The 19,209-nt window shown below is 61.9% G+C and carries 17 protein-coding genes; 9 read left to right on the forward strand and 8 right to left on the reverse strand.

What is annotated here, in order from left to right; genetic code table 11:
* The coding region (locus A2J01_RS03735) for a response regulator transcription factor (RefSeq protein WP_064111993.1) at positions 1-705 on the reverse strand (705 nt) is incomplete at its 3' end.
* A 183-nt stretch (positions 706-888) separates the two neighbouring features.
* On the opposite strand from A2J01_RS03735, the gene A2J01_RS03740 reads away from it, so the two are divergent.
* Genes A2J01_RS03740 through A2J01_RS03755 form a run of 4 tightly spaced genes read left to right on the forward strand, consistent with a single transcriptional unit; the run spans position 889 to position 5,237 of the window.
* The gene (locus A2J01_RS03740; protein WP_202427151.1) at positions 889-1,413 is read left to right on the forward strand and encodes a TetR/AcrR family transcriptional regulator; all 525 of its coding nucleotides are present in this window, start codon (positions 889-891) and stop codon (positions 1,411-1,413) included.
* Positions 1,410-2,894: a flavin-containing monooxygenase gene (locus A2J01_RS03745; protein WP_007732326.1), complete on the forward strand. Its 1,485-nt coding sequence runs from the start codon at positions 1,410-1,412 to the stop codon at positions 2,892-2,894. The genes A2J01_RS03740 and A2J01_RS03745 overlap by 4 nt, the downstream gene beginning before the upstream one ends.
* Entirely contained in the window at positions 2,891-4,606 is a 1,716-nt protein-coding gene (locus A2J01_RS03750) for a GMC oxidoreductase (protein ID WP_054187018.1), read from the forward strand. Before A2J01_RS03745 ends, A2J01_RS03750 begins: the two co-directional genes overlap by 4 nt.
* On the forward strand, positions 4,590-5,237 hold the full coding sequence (locus A2J01_RS03755) for a hypothetical protein (protein ID WP_007732330.1): 648 nt from the start codon (positions 4,590-4,592) through the stop codon (positions 5,235-5,237). The genes A2J01_RS03750 and A2J01_RS03755 overlap by 17 nt, the downstream gene beginning before the upstream one ends.
* A 259-nt stretch (positions 5,238-5,496) precedes the next feature.
* On the opposite strand, the gene A2J01_RS34930 is transcribed toward A2J01_RS03755, so the two are convergent.
* From A2J01_RS34930 to A2J01_RS03790, 7 genes are all read right to left on the reverse strand, one after another.
* The gene (locus tag A2J01_RS34930; protein ID WP_054187019.1) at positions 5,497-5,799 is read right to left on the reverse strand and encodes a hypothetical protein; all 303 of its coding nucleotides are present in this window, start codon (positions 5,797-5,799) and stop codon (positions 5,497-5,499) included.
* Between the two features lie 26 nt (positions 5,800-5,825).
* Positions 5,826-6,659: a mycofactocin-coupled SDR family oxidoreductase gene (locus A2J01_RS03765; protein ID WP_054187020.1), complete on the reverse strand. Its 834-nt coding sequence runs from the start codon at positions 6,657-6,659 to the stop codon at positions 5,826-5,828.
* A gap of 49 nt (positions 6,660-6,708) precedes the next feature.
* Positions 6,709-7,560 carry a mycofactocin-coupled SDR family oxidoreductase gene (locus A2J01_RS03770; RefSeq protein ID WP_064111995.1) on the reverse strand — a complete coding sequence of 284 codons (852 nt, stop codon included), beginning with the start codon at positions 7,558-7,560 and terminating at the stop codon, positions 6,709-6,711.
* Positions 7,557-8,570 (reverse strand): ABC transporter permease, encoded by a 1,014-nt coding sequence (locus A2J01_RS03775; protein ID WP_197494144.1) that lies wholly within the window; start codon positions 8,568-8,570, stop codon positions 7,557-7,559. Before A2J01_RS03775 ends, A2J01_RS03770 begins: the two co-directional genes overlap by 4 nt.
* A gap of 8 nt (positions 8,571-8,578) precedes the next feature.
* Positions 8,579-10,108 carry a sugar ABC transporter ATP-binding protein gene (locus tag A2J01_RS03780; RefSeq protein WP_197494145.1) on the reverse strand — a complete coding sequence of 510 codons (1,530 nt, stop codon included), beginning with the start codon at positions 10,106-10,108 and terminating at the stop codon, positions 8,579-8,581.
* A gap of 17 nt (positions 10,109-10,125) precedes the next feature.
* The gene (locus A2J01_RS03785; RefSeq protein WP_143542547.1) at positions 10,126-11,424 is read right to left on the reverse strand and encodes a sugar ABC transporter substrate-binding protein; all 1,299 of its coding nucleotides are present in this window, start codon (positions 11,422-11,424) and stop codon (positions 10,126-10,128) included.
* A gap of 72 nt (positions 11,425-11,496) precedes the next feature.
* Positions 11,497-12,414 (reverse strand): alpha/beta hydrolase, encoded by a 918-nt coding sequence (locus A2J01_RS03790; protein ID WP_064112001.1) that lies wholly within the window; start codon positions 12,412-12,414, stop codon positions 11,497-11,499.
* Between the two features lie 279 nt (positions 12,415-12,693).
* Here A2J01_RS03790 and A2J01_RS03795 point away from each other — a divergent pair, with 279 nt between their 5' ends.
* From A2J01_RS03795 to A2J01_RS03815, 5 genes are all read left to right on the forward strand, one after another.
* Positions 12,694-14,664 (forward strand): alpha-ketoacid dehydrogenase subunit alpha/beta, encoded by a 1,971-nt coding sequence (locus tag A2J01_RS03795; RefSeq protein WP_197494146.1) that lies wholly within the window; start codon positions 12,694-12,696, stop codon positions 14,662-14,664.
* Positions 14,658-16,277, forward strand: a complete 1,620-nt coding sequence (locus A2J01_RS03800) for an AMP-binding protein (RefSeq protein WP_156519149.1) — start codon at positions 14,658-14,660, stop codon at positions 16,275-16,277. Before A2J01_RS03795 ends, A2J01_RS03800 begins: the two co-directional genes overlap by 7 nt.
* Positions 16,246-16,989 carry a helix-turn-helix domain-containing protein gene (locus tag A2J01_RS03805; RefSeq protein WP_064112008.1) on the forward strand — a complete coding sequence of 248 codons (744 nt, stop codon included), beginning with the start codon at positions 16,246-16,248 and terminating at the stop codon, positions 16,987-16,989. Before A2J01_RS03800 ends, A2J01_RS03805 begins: the two co-directional genes overlap by 32 nt.
* Before the next feature lie 112 nt (positions 16,990-17,101).
* Positions 17,102-17,656: a Fur family transcriptional regulator gene (locus tag A2J01_RS03810; protein WP_003943517.1), complete on the forward strand. Its 555-nt coding sequence runs from the start codon at positions 17,102-17,104 to the stop codon at positions 17,654-17,656.
* A 31-nt stretch (positions 17,657-17,687) separates the two neighbouring features.
* Positions 17,688-19,139 (forward strand): catalase, encoded by a 1,452-nt coding sequence (locus tag A2J01_RS03815; protein WP_003943483.1) that lies wholly within the window; start codon positions 17,688-17,690, stop codon positions 19,137-19,139.
* Positions 19,140-19,209: the final 70 nt, after the last annotated feature.

Consider the following 19,209-nt stretch of genomic DNA (forward strand, 5'->3'; position numbering starts at 1 on the left):
TTGCCGAACCTCATTGTTAGTCAAAGTCAGCTTTTTTCCGGAAGTAGGCCGTTCAGGAATTGGTAACACCCCGTCTTCGACCGCGCGTTTGTACAAATCCGTTTTTGTCGGTGCGGGTCGTCCGACAGCCGCATATTTCTGCCTGATGCGCTGGAGGTAGTCGTTAACCGTCTGCGGCGCCAAACCGGTGAGTCGCGCAACTCGATCCGCCTTCTCTCCGGATGCGTAAAGTTCGAGGACCTCGAGTTGTCGAGGGCTCAGACCCACTTCGTCGAGACCTGGATCCCCGTCGATTGCGGCAGCCCACTCTGTCGTCACCACCTGCCTTCCCGACGCGGCGGCGCGTATCGCATCAACCACGACGGCAGTCGGTTCGGACTTGCGTACAACACCCAGTACGCCGGCACGGGCGGCCGAGCGAACGAGGTACGGGTTTTCCGCCCCGGTGAAGATCAATGTCTCGAGCCCGGCGGCCCGCAGTTGCTCGACATTGCTCTTGGGCGATGAACCGTCGGCCAGCCGGAGGTCGAGGATTGCCAGATCCAAGGCGACGTTCTGAGCGAGCATCTCGGACACAGTGGTCGCGATGCACACCAATTCGAGGTCCGGCTCGTCCTCGAGCATCACGGACACGCCGATTGCTACCGACTCGTGGTCTTCCACCAACCCGACACGGCGGTGTGGAAATGCTGTTTGCTCTGGCATAGCGATTGTTTCCCTCCGCTCGATGCGAGGACGTTATCAGGCAGAGCTGACTGACCGGTATGTTACGTGTCAAGATTTGAAGTCAGCCTGGACTGTTTTACGTTTCCGCTCTACAGTTGTCTTGTGACCGAGACCACTTCCGATGCGAAAGTAAGCCGTACCCAGGCCGAACGTACAGCGGCGATGCGTGGGCGCCTCCTCGACGCCGCCGTCGAATCGTTGGTCGAGCTGGGCTACGCGCGGACCAGCACGCAAGAGATCGCCCGCCGCGCAGGCGTCTCGCGGGGTACGCAACTGCATCATTTTCCGACCAAGGAATCGCTGGTCGTCGCGGCCGTCGAGTATCTGGTCGACAAGCGGCTGGAAGAAATCCTCACCGCTGAAGTGGATCGTGGTCGAGGCCTCGAGGTCCTGTCGGACGCGTTCTCCGGGCCGCTGTTCTATGCCGCCCTCGAATTGTGGGTCGCGGCGCGGACCGATCCCGTTCTGCATGCGGCGACGGTGCCCCTCGAACGCAAGGTGAGTGAGGCGCTCGAGTTCGGCAGCGCCGAGTTGTTCGGTGATCGGTTCGATTCCGAGTCGGTCGAACTCACCATCGAACTCGTTCGTGGGCTTGCCGTCTCAGCCCTGTTTCGTACATCCGAAGCCGACGACGCGCTCAGAGCGCGACTGTTGCCGGCCTGGCAATCCCGAGTGGAGAAGAAGTGAAGCTTCCCGAACATGTCGAAACGCTGATCGTCGGTGCCGGATTTGCCGGTATGGGCTTGGCGGCCAGAATGCTTCGCGACAATCGCGCTGCAGACGTCGTGTTGATCGAGCGTGGAGCTGACATCGGCGGCACTTGGCGCGACAACACCTATCCAGGCTGTGCCTGTGACGTGCCGACGGCGTTGTACTCGTATTCTTTTGCGCCGAGCGCCGATTGGAGTCATACCTTTGCTCGTCAACCCGAGATATACAACTATCTGAAGAAGGTAGCCGCAGACACCGGCATCGTGGAACGCGTAGTCCTGAACTGCGAACTCGAAGCTGCTGTGTGGGATGAGGATGCGGCGCTGTGGCGTATTCGGACATCTCGAGGGTCGTTGACGGCCAAAGCTCTGGTCGCCGCGACCGGAGCGTTGTCGACGCCCAAGATCCCGGATTTTCCCGGTCTCGACCAATTCTCCGGGACCACTTTCCATTCGGCGACGTGGAACCACGAACACGAACTGCGTGGTGAGCGCGTAGCCGTGATCGGAACGGGAGCGTCGGCGGTTCAGTTCGTTCCCGAAATTGCCGACCCTGCTGCCCATGTCACCGTGTTCCAGCGAACTCCGGCCTGGGTGATCCCTCGGATGGATCGCACCCTGCCTGCTGCACAGAAGGCCGTGTACTCGCGGATTCCCGTTACACAGAAGGTGATTCGAGGGTGGGTTTACGGCTTCCGCGAGCTACTCGGTGCCGCGATGTCGCACGCGACGTGGGTGCTGCCTGCCTTCGAGGCGGCCGCGCGCCTTCATCTGCGCAGACAGGTGAAAGATCCGGAGTTGCGCCGGAAACTGACTCCCGATTTCACGATCGGTTGCAAGCGCATGCTTCTGTCCAACGACTGGTTGCGCACCCTTGACCGCGCGGACGTGAGTCTGGTCGACAGTGGGCTCGTCTCGGTCACCGAAAACGGAGTGGTCGACGGACGCGGAGTCGAGCACAAGGTCGACACCATCATCTTCGCCACGGGGTTCACGCCGACGGAACCGCCTGTTGCGCATCTGATCACCGGAAAACGTGGCGAGACGCTGGCCGCACATTGGAACGGTAGTCCCAACGCGTACAAGGGTACTGCGGTCAGCGGGTTCCCGAATCTGTTCCTCATGTACGGTCCGAACACCAACCTCGGACACAGTTCGATCGTGTACATGCTCGAGTCCCAGGCCGAGTACGTCAACGACGCCTTGAACACCATGAAGCGAGAGCGGATCGATGCCCTCGACGTGAACGAGACGGTGCAGGTGCACTACAACAAGGGAATTCAGCACGAGTTGCAGCACACGGTGTGGAACAAGGGCGGATGCTCGAGTTGGTACATCGATCCGGAGGGGCGCAACTCGGTGCAGTGGCCGACGTTCACTTTCAAATTCCGTTCGCTGCTGGAGCATTTCGATCGGGAGAACTACTCCGCTCGCAAGATCGAAAGCGTCGAGGCATGACCGCGACGCACTACGACGTGGTGGTTATCGGTTCGGGATTCGGTGGCAGTGTCGCCGCTCTTCGCCTGACGGAGAAGGGCTACCGCGTCGGGGTGCTCGAAGCCGGTCGACGGTTTGCCGACGACGAGTTGCCTGAAACCAGTTGGAGACTTCGAAAGTACCTGTGGGCGCCGTGGATCGGATGTTATGGGGTTCAGCGCATCCATCTTCTTCCGGATGTGCTCGTGATGGCGGGGGCCGGCGTCGGAGGTGGGTCGTTGAACTACGCCAACACGTTGTATCAGCCACCCAATCGGTTCTTCGAAGACCGTCAGTGGGCGCACATCACTGACTGGCACGACGAACTGGCGCCGTACTACGACCAGGCCAAACGGATGTTGGGTGTTCGCACCAATCCGTCCTTCACTCCTGCCGATGCGGTGATGAAGGACGTAGCCGAAGAGATGGGCGTGGGGGAGACCTTCACGTCCACCCCCGTCGGGGTTTTCTTCGGGGAGGCAGGAGTTTCCGTGCCGGACCCGTTCTTCGGCGGAAAAGGACCCGAACGCACAGGTTGCACGGAATGCGGGGGATGTATGACCGGTTGCCGAGTCGGTGCGAAGAACACGCTGGTCAAGAACTACCTCCATCTCGCCGAGCAAGCGGGCGCCAGGGTTCATCCGCTCACGACCGTCACCGACCTTCGGCCGGCGGCAAGCGGTGGTTACAGCCTGCTCGCGAGGCGAACGGACGGCGTCCGCCGGCGAGAAGTTCGGTTCACCGCCGATCAGGTGGTGGTTGCCGCCGGAACGTACGGAACGGCGAGGCTGCTGCTCGGTATGAAGGAATCCGGTGCCCTGCCGGGCCTGTCGGATACTCTCGGCACCGTCGTACGTACCAATTCCGAAGCCGTACTGGCCGCAACGTCGAAGTCGCGTCGACGGAACTTCACGCAGGGCGTAGCCATCACGTCGTCCTTTCACCCGGATGATCACACGCACATCGAGCCGGTGCGATACGGCAAGGGCAGCAATGCAATAGGACTTCTGCAGACCGTCCTGAGTGACGGCGGTGGGCGAACTCCCCGGGTGCTGAAGACTCTGGCGGTCGCGGCCCGACACCCAGGAGCGTTCTTGCGGTCGTTGTCGGTACGGAACTGGTCCGAGCGAACCGTCATCGCGCTGGTGATGCAGACCGACGACAACTCCCTCGAACTTTCCAAGAACACCAAACGATTCGGGCGCTCCCTCACCAGTAGACCGGGACCGGGCGATCCACCTCCTCAGTGGATTCCGCAGGGTCATAAAGCCATTCGCAAGGTCGCCGAGAAGATCGACGGCGACCCGGGTGGTTCCATCGCCGAGATCGTGAACATCCCGATGACGGCACACTTTCTGGGTGGCTGCGCGATCGGTGACAGCGCGTCGAGTGGCGTCGTCGATCCGTATCTGCGTGCATACGGTCATGAGGGACTGCACGTCATGGACGGTTCGGTGGTGAGCGCAAATCTCGGAGTGAATCCTTCCCTGACCATCACTGCGCAGGCGGAACGAGCGTGCGCGATGTGGCCGAACAAGGGTGGCGCGGACGCCCGGCCGAAGACCGGCGAGCCATACGTACGTATCGATCCGACTTTGCCGTCCGATCCGGTGGTGCCGACGCATGCACCAGGCGCTTTGCGGCTTCCCCTGACCATTCGAGCTGAGAAGGTGTCCGATGTGGAGCGTGCCTGAATCGACAAGTGACCGCGTCGACTGGCCGGTGAGTGATCCGCCGCCGTGGCCGGCTCGCGTTCGCGCGACACTGTGGTGGCACCGCAGTACGTCGGCGGCGCGGGAGCTCGGCCCGGATGGTCGAACGATTCCGATGACGGTGGCCATGATGGTGGACTACCTCGATTCGCCGGTCGGCCCGTATCGCGAGATCCTCGCCAGTCCGGTCTTGCATGCGCCAGGGAAACGGATCGGGCCTATGCCGCGGATGGCGGTCCCTTTCATCGCGGTGGATTCGGAACCGTCGGTGCACGGTGGGCGAGTCCACTGGCAACTACCCAAGGTTCTGGCCGAGTTCGACGGAGACGTGCAGCAGAAATTCACTGCAACCGGCGACGGATGGCGGGTGCGTTCGGATACGCGGATGCTCGGGCCGCGTCTGCCGATTGCCGGGGCGTTGGGATTTGCGCAGCCGGAGTCCGGTGGAGGTCTGGCGATCGCGTCGGCAAGGCTGACGGGATCGTTCCGATACGCGCGCGTGAGCGTCGAGGCAGAGGGGCAGACCCTGCCGGACTGGTTGGCTGCGGGCACCCATCACGGCGTCGTGATTCTGGGCGGAAAAATGACTACGGGAGCGGCCAGGCGTCGGTAACGGGGGTTTGACCTGCGAAAAAGCGACCAAGGCCGCCCGTCAGTGACCGGGCGGCCTTGGTCGTGTGGTGTGAAAGTCAGGTGTCGACGTCCCACAGGCGCCTCTCGGCGGGTGGTCGCTCGCAGCGACAAAAGGGGTGGGGCCCGGGGCTTGTTCGGACGCCGACAGGGTGTTCAACGGCGGTCTCCCCGGATTTGTTCCCGGGGATCGTGAAGTATTTCCGACGCGGTGTGTAGTGATTCAAGCATGGCCGACGAGTTCAGGCAGCGCCGAGCTGGGCGAGTTCCATTTTCAGTGCCGTGCACAGGTCCGATCCGGCCGGCCCACTCAGAGCTGATCGCAGTCGATTGTAATACGTCCGCGGCGACAGGCCGAAGGTGACGAAGATGTCCTCGGCAGCGGCGCCGTTCCACGGGCGCCACAGGATTGCGAAGTCGATGAGGTCGTCCGCATACGATCCACGGTTTCGCGAGCGTTTGGCACGTCGAACCTGGCATTCGTGGGTGGTTGCGACGCTCGTCCCTCCACAGAGCTGAGGTGGCATCTTCGTCACTCGGTTCACGAGAGTCTCCTGAACTGGTCGGTCACTCACATGACCAGCACGCCGCCGTCCACGGGCAACGCGACGCCGGTGATGTAACGCGCTTCGTCGGAGGCGAGGAATTTGACGGCGTTGGTGACGTCGTCGTTTTCTACCCACGGGATCGGGTAGAGGATCATGTCGCCGGAGGCCTTGGCGAAGTCGTCGCGACCCGGATTGTCGGTGCCGGGAACGAATTGGTTGTACATCGCCTGGTTCTGCACCATCTCGGTGTCGACCTGCGTCGGGTTCACGGTATTGACGCGAATGCGATGCGGAGCGAGTTCCTGGGCGAGGGTCTTCATCAATCCCACGACGCCGTGCTTGGCCGAAACATAGTGTCCGACACCCGTGTACGCGCGCAGCCCGGCAACGGAGGCGGTGAGGACGATCGCGCCGCCGGTGCCCTGTTCGATCATGTGGGGGATCGCGGCCTTGACGGTGCGCCACACGCCGCTGAGGTTGACGTCGATCATTTCGCCCCACTTCTCCTCGTCCAATTCGTGCGCGTTCCCGAAGGAGAGGATGCCCGCGTTTGCGATGACGATGTCGACGTGGCCGAAGCGATCGAGCCCGGCTTCGAGGGCCAGCTTGACCGAGTCGAAGTTGCGCACGTCGGCGTGCGAGAAGATGATCTTGCCGCCTGCTTCTTCGACGAGACGGATTGTTTCCTGAAGGTCGTCCTCCGTGGCCAAGGGGTACGGCACGGTGTCGTTGTCCTTGACGGAGTCGAGAGCGATGATGTTCGCGCCCTCCTGCGCCAGCCGCAATGCGTGATTACGCCCTTGCCCGCGAGCAGCACCCGTGATGAATGCGACCTTGCCTTCGAATCGTCCGGTCATGGGGATCCTCCTGTTGCTGAAATTGTTGTGTACGTGGGTGATCGGAGAGCTATTTGACGAGTACGCCTGCGTCGACGGGCAGTGCGACGCCGGTGATGTACCTGGCTTCGTCGGACGCGAGGAAAAGCACGGCATTGCTGACGTCGACGGATTCGACCCACGGGATGGGCAGCGCATTCATCGCTTGCGACAACGGGGCGAAATCCTCCCGGGTCGGCTCGTCGATGTCCGGACAGAACAACTCGTACATGGCGTCGTTCATGATCATCGGAGTGTCGACCTGGGTGGGGTTGACGGTGTTCACTCGGATTCGGTGGGGAGCCAGTTCCTGCGCGAGAGTTTTCATCAACCCGTTGACGCCGTGTTTCGCGGCTGTGTAGTGCGCGATGTTGCCGTATCCCTTGAGCCCGGCCGCCGAGCTGGTCAGGATGATCGCGCCCCCGACGCCCTGTTCGATCAGGTAGGGGATTGCTGCCTTGGCGGTTCGCCACGTGCCGCTGAGATCGATGTCGACGACAGTGCCCCACTGGCTTTCGGTGAGTTCGTGTGTAGGTGATGGGATGTTGATACCGACGTTGGCACAGACGATGTCGACGTGACCGAACTGGTCGACTCCGCGGCCGAGGACACCTTTGATCGCGGTGAAGTCGCGAACATCGGCCACCTCGGCCAGAATTCGTCCGCCGACCGCCTCGACCGACCGGACGGTCTCGGCGAGGTCGGCTTCGCTTGCCAGCGAGTACGGAACGCCTTCGACATCGGCGCAGATGTCGAGCGCGATGATGTCTGCGCCTTCCTCGGCCAAGCGGATCGCATGTGCCCGGCCCTGGCCGCGTGCTGCGCCGGTGACGAACGCGACCTTGCCCGAAACTCTTCCGGTGGTGCGTGCTCTGGTGGTCACTTGATCACTCCGTATCGGCGTCGGTCGATGGTCAGTGCAACTGCGGCAATCACCACGATGCCCTTGATGACGAGTTGTGTGTAGGGGTCGACCGAGGTCAGGTCCATTCCGGCGCTCAGCAACACGATCACGAGTGCACCGAGGATCGTTCGATGTGGGCCGCCGACGCCACCGGACAGTGCGGTGCCGCCCACCACCACGGCTGCGATGGAATTGAGCAGGCTCGGGCCTGCACCCATCGGGACGCCGGTGCTGGCCTGGCCGGTGAAGATGATTCCGGCAATCGCGGCGACGGCTCCGGCAACCGCGAAGACCGCAAGTTTGGTGCGTCGTACGCGAACACCGACGAGTGCCGCGGCGCGTTCGTTGCCGCCCACCGCATACATGTGGCGACCGAACGACGTACCGAATGCCAGGACTGTCGCGCCGATGGTCAGCAGGATTGCGATCAGTGCCCCGTTGGGGACGTTGGGGATCATCGACTCGTTCACCAGGCTCTGGAGAAGATTCGAATTATAGGAAACAGGACCGCCTTTGGAGACGGTGTTGGAAATGCCGTCGAGTACGGACATCATTCCCAGCGTCACCAGGAACGACGGAACCTTGAGCATTGTCGTGATCAATCCGTTGACCAGTCCGACCACCGCCCCGGCGGCGATCACCATGACTATCGCCAACGGGCCGCCGAACTTGTCGATCCACGTGGCGATCAGAATTCCGGCGAGAGTGGCCGTCGCCGCCACCGAAAGATCGATACCACCGATCAGAATGACAAACGTGCCGGCGAGCGCGAGCACGGTCAGGAAAGCCATCTGGTTGAGAATGTTCTGCGCGGACGTCGCAGTGAAGAAACTTTCCGTGCGCCACTGGAAATAGATGATCAGGACCAGCACTGCAACCGTCGGTACAACTATGTTGCGGTGCTGATCGAGTCGACTCAGCAGACCGCGCGCGCCTGACGGCGCTGCGGCATCGCTGGCCGGCGATTGCTTCGAGAGTGTCTGGGTCACTGCATTCCTCACATCATGTGCTTGATCACGTCGACTTCGGCGGGCTTGTGCTCTGCAGGGGCCGCCAGCTCTGCGCTGATGACTCCGTCCTTCATGACCACGATTCGGTCGGACATTCCGATCACTTCTTCGAGGGATTCGGCGCACAGCAGCACGCCGACCCCCGATGCAGCCATCGACCGGACCAAACCGTAGATCTCCTCTCGCGTTCCGACGTCGATTCCACGCGTCGGATCGCTGAGGACCAGCACTTTGCATTCGCGACCTTGCCACCGAGCGAAGATCGCCTTCTGTTGGTTTCCGCCACTGAGTTCCCCGATGGGCGTCGACAACGACGGGGCCTTGACCTGCAGCGCGCGGGCTAACTGCGTCGTCCATTCCCTTTCGGTCCGTAAACGCAGTAGCCGCGTCCACGGGTGGCGGAGGAGATCGAGGAAGCCGATCGAGATGTTGTTTCTGATCGACGCGCTGCGGAACAGGGAGTCCTGGGCACGCTCCGGCGGGACGTACAAGACTCCGGCTGCCACGGCAGCGGGAACCGACCAGTGCTCGTGCGCAGTACCGTCGACGTGAATCGAACCCGCCGACAACGACTCCGCACCCGCGACTGCTGCAGCCACCGACGCTTTCCCCGAACCGATGACTCCGGCCAGTCCCACTACCTCGCCCGGTCGGACGACAAGATCGACGGACTCGAACTCGCCTGCGCTGCTTGCATCTCGGAGTTCGATCAACGGCTTCGTCGACAGCACTCCGGTCTGTTCGCCTTCGCGGTAGTAGTCCGCGCTGCGTTCGCTACCCACCATCAACTCGTGCAGTTGCTCCGCCGTGACGCCGTCAGCGGAGAGCGTTTCGATGGACCGCCCGTCGCGAAGTACGAGTAGCCGTGTGCTGATCCGCAGGACGTCTTGCAGGATGTGAGAGACGAAGATGAACGACACCCGATCGCGCCACCCCTCGATCAACGCGAAGAGGATTTCCACCTCGGTCTCGGTCAACGCGCTTGTCGGCTCGTCGAGCAGGATCACCGGCGCTTCGGTGGCGTCGGTGATCCGCGAGAAGGCACGTGCGATCTCGACCAGTTGCCTTTGCGGGTAGGTCAATTCGGCGACAACGGCGTCGGCGCGCAGCCCCTCGATGCCGAGTGTGTCGAGTAGCGACTGGGCGGCGTCGCGCATTCTCCGACGCCGGCCGGGTCCCCAACCACCTATCTCGCCCTCACGTCCGAGATAGATGTTCTCGTACACCCGCAGTGCATCGACCAATGACTGCTCCTGGACCACCACGGAGATTCCGAGTTCGCGGAGAGTACGCGAGTCGCCGAGTTCCACGTGTGTCCCGTTGACATCGAGGCTTCCGGCGTCGGGACGCACCGTTCCCGTCAAAACGCCGATCAGCGTTGACTTTCCGGCGCCGTTCTCACCGATCAAGCCGAGAACGTCACCTCGGCTGACGTCGAGTGAGACGTCCTGGAGGGCGTGAACGGGTCCGTAACTCTTGCAGACCCCACGCAAGCTGATGGTTGCTGAGTCGCTCACCTTCGTATCACTCATTCTCAGGCCACGAGTTGGTCTTTGTACTGCAGCAACGGGCCCGAGCGGAACGCGGCTGCGTACTCGGTGCGTACTCCGGTGATATCTGCAGAGTTCCAAGCGCTGTTCAGCGTGTATTGGTCCTGCGATACGCCGGCGTAGTACTCCCGCGGATCGATCGGGTTGAGTACGGTCTGCGGGTCCCAATCGTCAGGATGCAGGGCCTTGCTCATTTTTGCCCAGTCGAACGGAAGTGTGGGTGCGTACACGGTTTTCAGTACGTCGTCGGCGATCTCCGGAGTCACCAGGAGTGCTCCCTGTGAAAGGAATCGCTCCGGCAGAGACAGGTCGACGCCGTTGAGTTGATCGAAGATGGTGACACCGAGAATTCCTGCCGTGAGTCCGCCGACCGTCGCGCTGGTCAGGTATTGCTTTCCCTGCGCGATGTATTCGACGTTCTGCTTGTTACCGTCGAATCCGACCACGATCTTGCCGGTGATCTTCGCGGCGTCCAGTGCCGCAATGACTCCTGCAGCTTGACTGTCGTTCTGCGCGAACACCCCGACGAAGTCCGGCACCGAAGGCAAGATGTTCGTGAACGCCTTTCTCGCGTCTTCCGAAGTCCAGTTGCCCGGCGACGCGGTGACGATCTTGATTCCCGGGTAGTCCTTGGCCGCGGCGTTCAGTCCAGCTGTCCGTTGATCGTCGGAAGACGAACCCTTCTGCCCCGGAACATGAATGATGGTTCCGTTGCCGCCGACCTTGTCGAACAAAGCCTTGGCGGTTGCGACGGCGATCTTGGTGGACGGCGGTGTGATGAAGCGGACCCACTTGTCCGCGTCGGCCGGTGTGTACCAGGCGGGCGCCGTGTACGAGCTGGCATACAGAATCCCGGCTGCCTGGCAGGCTTTCGTGACAGCTGCCGCTTGAGCTTCGGTGGCGGGAGTACCGAAGATCGACTTGCCGCCCGAAGCGCGGACGTTGCCTACCTGTCCCAGCGCAGTGTTGACGTTGCCCTGGTCCTCCACCGAGGACATGCTCACGCCCAGCGCGTCCATCGCCTGCTTGCCGCCGTCCGAGAACGCGACGAAGTAGTCGTTGGAGAGAGTTGTGACCTGGCAGAGGGTCTTTTCCTGGACTTTGCCCGCGCCAGCGCCACCGCCGGCGGCGGTACTGGTGGAACTGCCGCCTGCTCCGCAGGCCACTGCGCCGAGGGTGATGCCTGCTGCGCCCATTGCGGCGAAGAAGGAACGTCGGGTCAGTGGATGAGAGAACGTCGCGTTTCGCGCGACGTCCACGATCTTCGATTCGATCGAAGGCATGATCACATCCTTGGTCTCACAAGAGGGGGCTCGAGAGGTTGTCTCGAGGTGTGGAGGAAACGGGAGATTTCGCTACTTCGCCAGCAGATGCGTTGTGAACCAACGGGAAGCGTGTTCGGCCGCTACTGCGAGCTTGGACTGATCGCTGTAGAGCGTCATGTGCGACGTGTGCGGTAGGACGACAAGTTCTTTCTTCGGAGTCGGGATGTTGTTGAAACTCTCGATCTCCAAGTCCCACAACGTGAGGTCGTCGCCTTCGGCGACGATCATCATCGACGGCGTGTCGAGAATCCGGGGTACGAAGTAGTTGACGTCGTAGTCGAGCAGGAGATCGACGGATTCCATGGTCGAACTGTTCTGGTAGAGAGGAGCTTCGGTGGCTTGAAGTGCCGCGAAGGTCGTCTTCGTCTCGGGGAACGGCCAGGACGACAGTTCTTCCTCGGGGTTCTCGCTCGCATGCGCGATGTGCAGTCGCTGATCCAAATCGTCGAAGCGGAGTCGGCGATCTTCGAGAATTGCGTCCCACAGCTTTCGATAACCCATGGTCCCGTGGATCCGACGCATGTTGCGGTACCCGTCGATCACCGGAATCTGAGACACGATGGCCTTCACCCGGGGATCGGTCGCGGCGAGAATCATCACGTGGCCGCCGGAGTAGGAAATTCCCCAGGCGCCGAGACGGTCGTTGTCGATGCCGGGAGTGCGCTCGAGAAAGCTGAGCGCGTTCTGATAGTCACGAATCTGTTGCTTCGGGTCCAGATGTTGGCGGGGCTCACCGTCCGAGACGCCCAGGTTGCGGTAGTCGAAGACCAGCGCAGCCATACCGGCCGTCACGAAGGCCTCGGCGTAATAGGGCATGACCAATTCGCGGACGTAGCACCAACCGCCTGCCAGTACGACGGCCGGAACGTCGTCGTCGGTGTCAGGTCGGTACAGCCAACCGCGAACGGTGACTCCGTCGCTGGAGAATTCGACATCTTCACGGCGCATTGCGCGACTCCTCATGTAACGAGTGAAAGCTGAACGGAAGTAGGTACGAAAGAAAACGGACGGTCTTGTCGCCGTGCGTATTACGGCATCGACGCGGTTCGCTCGTGCCAACTGCCCCGAGCGGATCGTCGCGGATCCGAAGTACTCCGTAATCGTGAGTCACCTCACAGCCTTTGTCAAGTGTCACTGGACAACAAGGAAAATCCGTCGGTATAGTCCTGCTCACCCACTGCGCATGTATTCGTAACGAGCGCAGCATTATTGGAGGTGTTCCGGCTCGTGAACGGCGAAGAAGTTCTGTGTGCCTACGAAAAGATGTTGTTGATCCGGATGATGGAGGAGCGCATCTCGGCGCTCTACAAGGGCGACACCATTCCAGGGTTCGTTCACACTTCGATTGGTCAAGAGGCGTGCGCGGTGGGGGCTCTCACTCATGCGCGGGTCAGTGACGTCATCACCTCGACGCACCGCGGGCACGGCCATGTTCTGGCAAAAGGTCTCGAGCCCGACCGGATGATGGCGGAGTTGATGGGCAAGGTCACCGGAGCCAACAACGGCCGGGGTGGCTCGATGCACGTGGCGGATCCCCGCTTGGGGATCTTCGGTGCGAACGGGATCGTGGGCGCGGGGTTGCCGATTGCCGTCGGTGCGGCTTTCGCTGCCAAGGATCGCGGTGAGGGCGATCTGGTGGTGGCGTTCTTCGGTGACGGGGCGATTGCGACCGGTGCGTTCCACGAGGCGATGAACATGGCTGCTCTGTGGAAGCTGCCGATCATCTTCCTGTGCGAGAACAACGGATTCTCGGAGTTTTCCTCGACGGTGGATCAGCATCCTGTCCCGATCTCTGCGCGCGCAGCGGGATACGGGATGGAATCGATCACGCTGGCAGGCAACGACGTCGAGGCGGTCGCCGACGGTATTCGGCCGGTGTACGAGCAGGTGCGAGGCGGCGGTGGTCCGGTGTTCGTGGAGGTCATGACTCTGCGGGTGCACGGGCACTACGAGGGCGATCCGCAGGTGTACCGCGACAAGGACGAGATGGCGCGAGACATTCTCGCGGCCGATCCACTGACGCTGACGCGGGGCCGACTCCGAGAGCTCGGTGTCGGGGACGAAGTCCTCGATCTGGTGGACAAGCGGGTGAGGGCGGTGGTCGACGAGGCGGAGAGTTTCGCGCGGTCGTCGCCGCAACCGGAGGCGTCGAGTGTGATGGAGTACATCTACTCGCCGCGTCGCGCATATTTGCCGGGGCGCCTCGACGTGGGTGTCGGTGCGGGCGGCGCGGCTGTGTCGCAGTCCAAGATTCTCAAGGCGGCGCTCGACGACTCTCTGGCGGCCGATCCGGATGTGTTTCTTGCCGGCATCGATGTCGCCGGCGGGAACGTTTTCGGTCTCACCAGGGGGTTGGCCGCGAAGTATCCGGGTCGAGTGCTCGATACGCCGATCTCCGAATCGGCAATCATGGGTCTTGCCGTCGGCTCGGCGATGGCGGGCCGTAGACCCGTCGTGGAACTGATGTACCTCGACTTCCTCGGGGTATGCCTGGATCAGTTGATGAATCAGGCGGCAAAGCTCCGGTTCATGACGGGCGGCGCGGTGAGTCTGCCGTTGGTGGTGCGGACGCAGTTCGGTTCCGGCAGATCATCGGGTGGGCAGCATTCGCAGAGTCTCGAGGCACTGTTGGCGCACATCCCGGGACTGACTGTTCTCATGCCCAGTTCGGGCGCTGATGCATACGGGTTGTTGCGGGCAGCGATCGAGGACGACAACCCGGTGATGTTCATCGAGCATCGACTGCTGTACGAGAAGAAAAGTTTGTTGCCGAGCAAGGATTTTCGGGTTCCGATCGGAAAGGCGGCGGTGACGAGACCTGGTTCGGACGTCACCATCGTCTCGTGGTCGCGTATGGCGATGCACGCCTTGGTCGCGGCACAGACGTTGGCAGAGGAAGGGATCGATGCCGAGGTCATCGATCTACGAACGATTGCTCCGCTCGATCGGGAGACGATTCTCGAATCATTCAGTCGGACGAACCGGATGGTCATTGCCCAGGAAGCTGTCGTGGACTTCGGCGTCGGAGCCGAGATCGCAGCTATGGCGGTGGATTCCGGGTTCTATTCACTGGACGCGCCGGTAGTGCGGGTGGGAGCACGGTACGCGCCTGCGCCCTATGCGCCGGTGCTCGAACGTGAGTGGGAAGTCGGACCTGACGACATCGTTGCAGCCGTTCGGCGGGTGATGTCGTGCTGAGCGCTACCCGCCCGCGGGCAATGACCGGCGGCGGGGTGCTGCCCGAGATGCTTCTCGACGCCCTGCGTCGCGATCCCGAAGCGCTGGCCCTTGTCGACGAGAGTGTGCGGTGGACTTACCAGGAATTGGTGGACGCTGCAACGAGCTTTGCAGGCGCATTGCATAAATCGGGATTCGAGCCTGGAGAAGTGGTACTCGTTCAACTGCCGAACTGGTGGGAATCCGTGGTTGCGGCCTGGGGCACGTGGCTTGCCGGCGGCATTCTCCTTCCGGTAGTCCCGATTTACCGCGCACACGAGTTGTCCTTCATCATCGAGCAAGCTGAGCCGTCGGTGATCGTAGCCCCGCAGGAATACCGCGGATATCGTCACGTCGAGCAACTCGGGACGGTGCTCCGTGATCTGGGCCGAGAGGTTCTTCTGGTGGAGGTTCGAGGCGAAGGTGGGTTGCGACGCACAACGTTCGACGACTTCCTGGACTTCGGGATGGAGTCGAACCGGCCCGACCACCGCGCGGATCCCGACGATGTCGCCCTCGTTCTCTACACGTCGGGAACCACCTCGGCTCCGAAAGGCGTGCTTCACACACATCGGACCCTGATGGCCGAGAGTTCGAGCATGATCGCGCATTGTGGCGTGGATTCGCAGGACCGAATCTTCATGCCTTCGCCGTTACCCCACATCACCGGAATTTCGTATGCGGTAGTTCTGCCGGCAGCGGCAGCCTGCTCTACCGTTCTGATGCAACGCTGGGTTCCCGAAGTGGCAGTTGCGTTGATCGAACGCGAGCAATGCACGTTCACCGTGAGCGCGACACCGTTTCTTCGTGGTCTCGCCGACGCCTACGAGAAGGGCGGATATCGACGATCTCAGCTGACCCGATTCGTGTGTGGTGGGGCCGGGATTCCGCCCGAGTTGGTGCGTCGGGCCCATCGTGTGATGGGGACGGCGGTTGTTCGCACCTACGGATCGACGGAACTTCCGACCCTCGTCATGGGTGATCCTTTCGGTGACATCGACCTGCAGGCAGAGGACGAAGGAGCTGTGATCGGCGGAAACGAATTCCGGCTCGGCGAAGACGACGAGCTGTTGGTGCGGGGGCCGGAACTGTTCGTCGGCTACGTCGACAGCTCGATCAACGAGGAATCGTTCACCGAGGACGGCTTTTTCCGGACCGGCGACGTAGCCGCCGTGGACGGACCCGGTCAGATCCGGATCACGTCACGGATCAAGGACATCATCAACCGGGGCGGAGAGAAATTCAGCGCTGCCGACATCGAGTGGGCCCTCGAGGCTCATCCCAATGTGGGAGAGGTGGCGGTGGTCGGGTATCCGGACGAGGATCTGGGGGAGCGCGCGTGCGCCTTCGTGGTTCCGGACGGTGATCCGCCAAGCGTTCGAGATCTGCGGATCTTCCTGCTGTCCGAAGGATTTGCCGTTCAGAAAGCTCCGGAGAGAGTCGAGACCGTTGCGTCGCTTCCTCGGACGGAGAGTGGGAAGGTTCAGAAGTTTCTCCTGCGTCGAGCGCTAGGCTTGGGCTCCGCACAGGCGGTCCCCGAGACCTACGGAAGCGAGTTCGGACATGACGGCAACCGGCGCAAAGCCACCTCGTAAGACGGCTGAGTCGACAGCGGCTGCATCGAAGAAATCGCAACCGCGCAAGACGACTCCCCAAAAGACGACGGCACAGAAGAAGTCGGCACAGCAGAAGTCGGCGCCGGCCAAGGTGGCGGCGCGCACGCAGAAGGCGGAGGACAACGGTTTGGGGACGTCGGTAGGCAAGACGGTTCGTGCCGAACGCACGAGACAGGGAATCCCGGTTCGTGAATTGGCGAGGCGGCTCGGCGTATCGCCGTCCTTCCTGTCGCAGTTCGAACTGGGGCAGAGTCAGGCCGCGGTGAACACGCTTTTTGCGATCGCGACCGAACTCAACCTGTCCTTGGACGTGCTGCTCGGCAACAGCGTCGATCCGGAACGTGAATCCGTATCCGAAACGAAGACTCACGAACCGCGGATCTCCGACTGCCTCACATTCCGATCGGGTGTCCGCTGGCAACGGTTGGCGAACACTCCCGCGAACCATCACGTCCAGTTCCTCCTCACGGAGTACGAGCCCGGCGCCGATTCCGCACCGGGCGACGCACCGCAGACCCACTCGGGTGACGACTACGGGTACGTGCTGGAAGGGACTCTGACGATCGACATCGACGGAATGCGTCGGCTCCTCAAGGCGGGTGAAGCGATACACCTGGTCGGGAACGTTCCCCACCGGTTGCGCAACGAGACGGACGAGACGGTCAAGGCGATCTGGTTCGTCCTGGGCTGAGTAACCGGGTGCGATGCACTGGGTGTGATGCCGCTAGGTGTGACACCGGTCTCGATTCAACTTAGGCAATCCTTTCCTTGACTAATTCCAGAAAAGCGGCATACTGGGAAACATGCGAGACGGAGAGCATGACTTCGACCCCCGAGCGCAACTGCGCGCCGTCGGGTTGAGGGTCACTGCTCCGCGCCTCGCCGTGCTGGATGCGGTTACAGCCCAACCGCATTCAGACGCCGATTCTGTTGCAGCACTCGTGCGGCAGCAGCTCGGATCGGTATCCACACAGGCCGTTTACGACGTGCTGAAGGCATGCGTGAACGCAGGATTGCTGCGACGCATCGAGCCGGCGGGTTCGCCCGCACGGTTCGAGACGAGGACTGGTGACAACCACCATCACCTCGTCTGTCGCGGCTGCGGCAAGGTCGTCGACGTCGATTGTGTTGTCGGCCAAGCTCCCTGCCTCGAACCTTCCGATAATCACGGCTTCGAAATCGACGAAGCCGAGGTCGTGTTCTGGGGCCGTTGCGAAGATTGCCTGAAGAATTCTGCCGAATCCGACACCGAGTCGGACGCGGTCTCGCAGAATCGAATTGATGCGTCCAGAACCTCCGAGTCAGCCACCTCGCATGCAGCCCATGCGTTCGACTCGGATGCAGCCCCGCTCCTCTGACGCCCAGCCCACAACGCTAGGAGGCTTCGCCATGACCAAGCCCACCACCAACAATTTCGGTATCGCGGTCGCAAGTGATGACGAATCGCTGACCGCGGGTATTCAGGGGCCGGTGCTCCTTCACGACCACTACCTGATCGAGAAGCTCGCGCAGTTCAACCGCGAGCGTGTCCCGGAGCGCATCGTCCACGCCAAGGGCGGCGGCGCTTTCGGTGAACTCGTCATCACACACGACGTCAGCAAGTACACCAAGGCCGCGTTCCTGCAGCCGGGTAAGAAGACCGAGTCCCTCGTCCGCTTCTCCACCGTCGCCGGTGAGCAGGGCAGCCCGGACACCTGGCGCGATCCGCGCGGTTTTGCGATGAAGTTCTACACCGAAGAGGGAAACTACGACCTCGTCGGCAACAACACCCCGGTGTTCTTCATCAAGGACGCCATCAAGTTCCCCGACTTCATTCGTTCGCAGAAGCGACTGCCCGGCTCCGGCCTTCGTGACCACGACATGCAGTGGGACTTCTGGACTCTGCGTCCCGAGACCGCTCACCAGGTGACCTGGCTGATGGGTGACCGCGGTATCCCGAAGACCTGGCGCAACATGGACGGCTTCGGATCGCACACCTACCAGTGGGTCAACGCTGCGGGTGAACGCTTCTGGGTGAAGTACCACTTCAAGACCGATCAGGGCATCGAGTTCCTGACGCAGGCCGAAGCAGACAGCCTCGCTGGTAGCGATCCCGACTACCACCGCGCGGATCTGTACAACGCCATCGAGGCCGGTAATTTCCCGAGCTGGACACTCAAGGTTCAGATCATGCCGGTCGACGAGGCCGAAGGCTACCGCTTCAACCCGTTCGACCTCACCAAGGTCTGGTCCCAGAAGGACTACCCACTGATCGAGGTCGGCAAGTGGACGCTGAACCGCAACCCGGAGAACTTCTTCGCGCAGATCGAGCAGGCTTCGTTCGAGCCGTCGAACGTGGTGCCCGGCATCGGATTCAGCCCGGACAAGATGCTTCTCGGCCGCGTCTTCTCCTACGCCGACGCACATCGTTACCGCATCGGCACCAACTACGCCGACCTGCCGGTCAATGCCCCGAAGAACGAGGTGAACTCCTACTCCAAGGAGGGCGCCATGCGTTACAGCTTCAATTCCCCGTCGACGCCGGTGTACGCACCGAACTCGTACGGCGGACCGCATGCCGATCCGTCGGTTGCCGGTGACGAAGGACTGTGGGCGTTCGACGGCAAGGCAGTGCGCGCCGGATACATCGAGCACGCCGAGGACGGCGACTTCACGCAGGCCGGAACGCTGGTCCGTGAAGTTCTCGACGACGCAGCTCGTGAGCGCCTGGTGAGCAACATCGTCGGCCACGCCCTTGCCGGCGTCAGTGAGGAAGTTCTGTTGCGTGTCTTCGAGTACTGGAAGAACGTCGACGCAGATTTGGGCAAGCGCGTCGAAGAAGGTGTACGCGCAGGTCAGTGACCCGCTGACATGAGAATCGCCTAGGTCTACCGAATGCGGACCGCTGCAAGGGAAATCACTTCCCGGCAGC

The organism is Rhodococcus sp. EPR-134, assembly GCF_001647205.1.
Classification (GTDB): domain Bacteria; phylum Actinomycetota; class Actinomycetes; order Mycobacteriales; family Mycobacteriaceae; genus Rhodococcus_F; species Rhodococcus_F qingshengii.

What these genes read in the sequence shown, in the direction of transcription:
- A2J01_RS03785 (WP_143542547.1), bottom strand. Translation starts at nt 11,424, where the DNA reads ATGCCTTCGATCGAATCGAAGATCGTGGACGTCGCGCGAAACGCGACG.
- A2J01_RS03750 (WP_054187018.1), top strand. Translation starts at nt 2,891, where the DNA reads ATGACCGCGACGCACTACGACGTGGTGGTTATCGGTTCGGGATTCGGT.
- A2J01_RS03740 (WP_202427151.1), top strand. Translation starts at nt 889, where the DNA reads ATGCGTGGGCGCCTCCTCGACGCCGCCGTCGAATCGTTGGTCGAGCTG.
- A2J01_RS03805 (WP_064112008.1), top strand. Translation starts at nt 16,246, where the DNA reads ATGACGGCAACCGGCGCAAAGCCACCTCGTAAGACGGCTGAGTCGACA.
- A2J01_RS03755 (WP_007732330.1), top strand. Translation starts at nt 4,590, where the DNA reads ATGTGGAGCGTGCCTGAATCGACAAGTGACCGCGTCGACTGGCCGGTG.
- A2J01_RS03810 (WP_003943517.1), top strand. Translation starts at nt 17,102, where the DNA reads ATGCGAGACGGAGAGCATGACTTCGACCCCCGAGCGCAACTGCGCGCC.
- A2J01_RS03790 (WP_064112001.1), bottom strand. Translation starts at nt 12,414, where the DNA reads ATGCGCCGTGAAGATGTCGAATTCTCCAGCGACGGAGTCACCGTTCGC.
- A2J01_RS03765 (WP_054187020.1), bottom strand. Translation starts at nt 6,659, where the DNA reads ATGACCGGACGATTCGAAGGCAAGGTCGCATTCATCACGGGTGCTGCT.
- A2J01_RS03815 (WP_003943483.1), top strand. Translation starts at nt 17,688, where the DNA reads ATGACCAAGCCCACCACCAACAATTTCGGTATCGCGGTCGCAAGTGAT.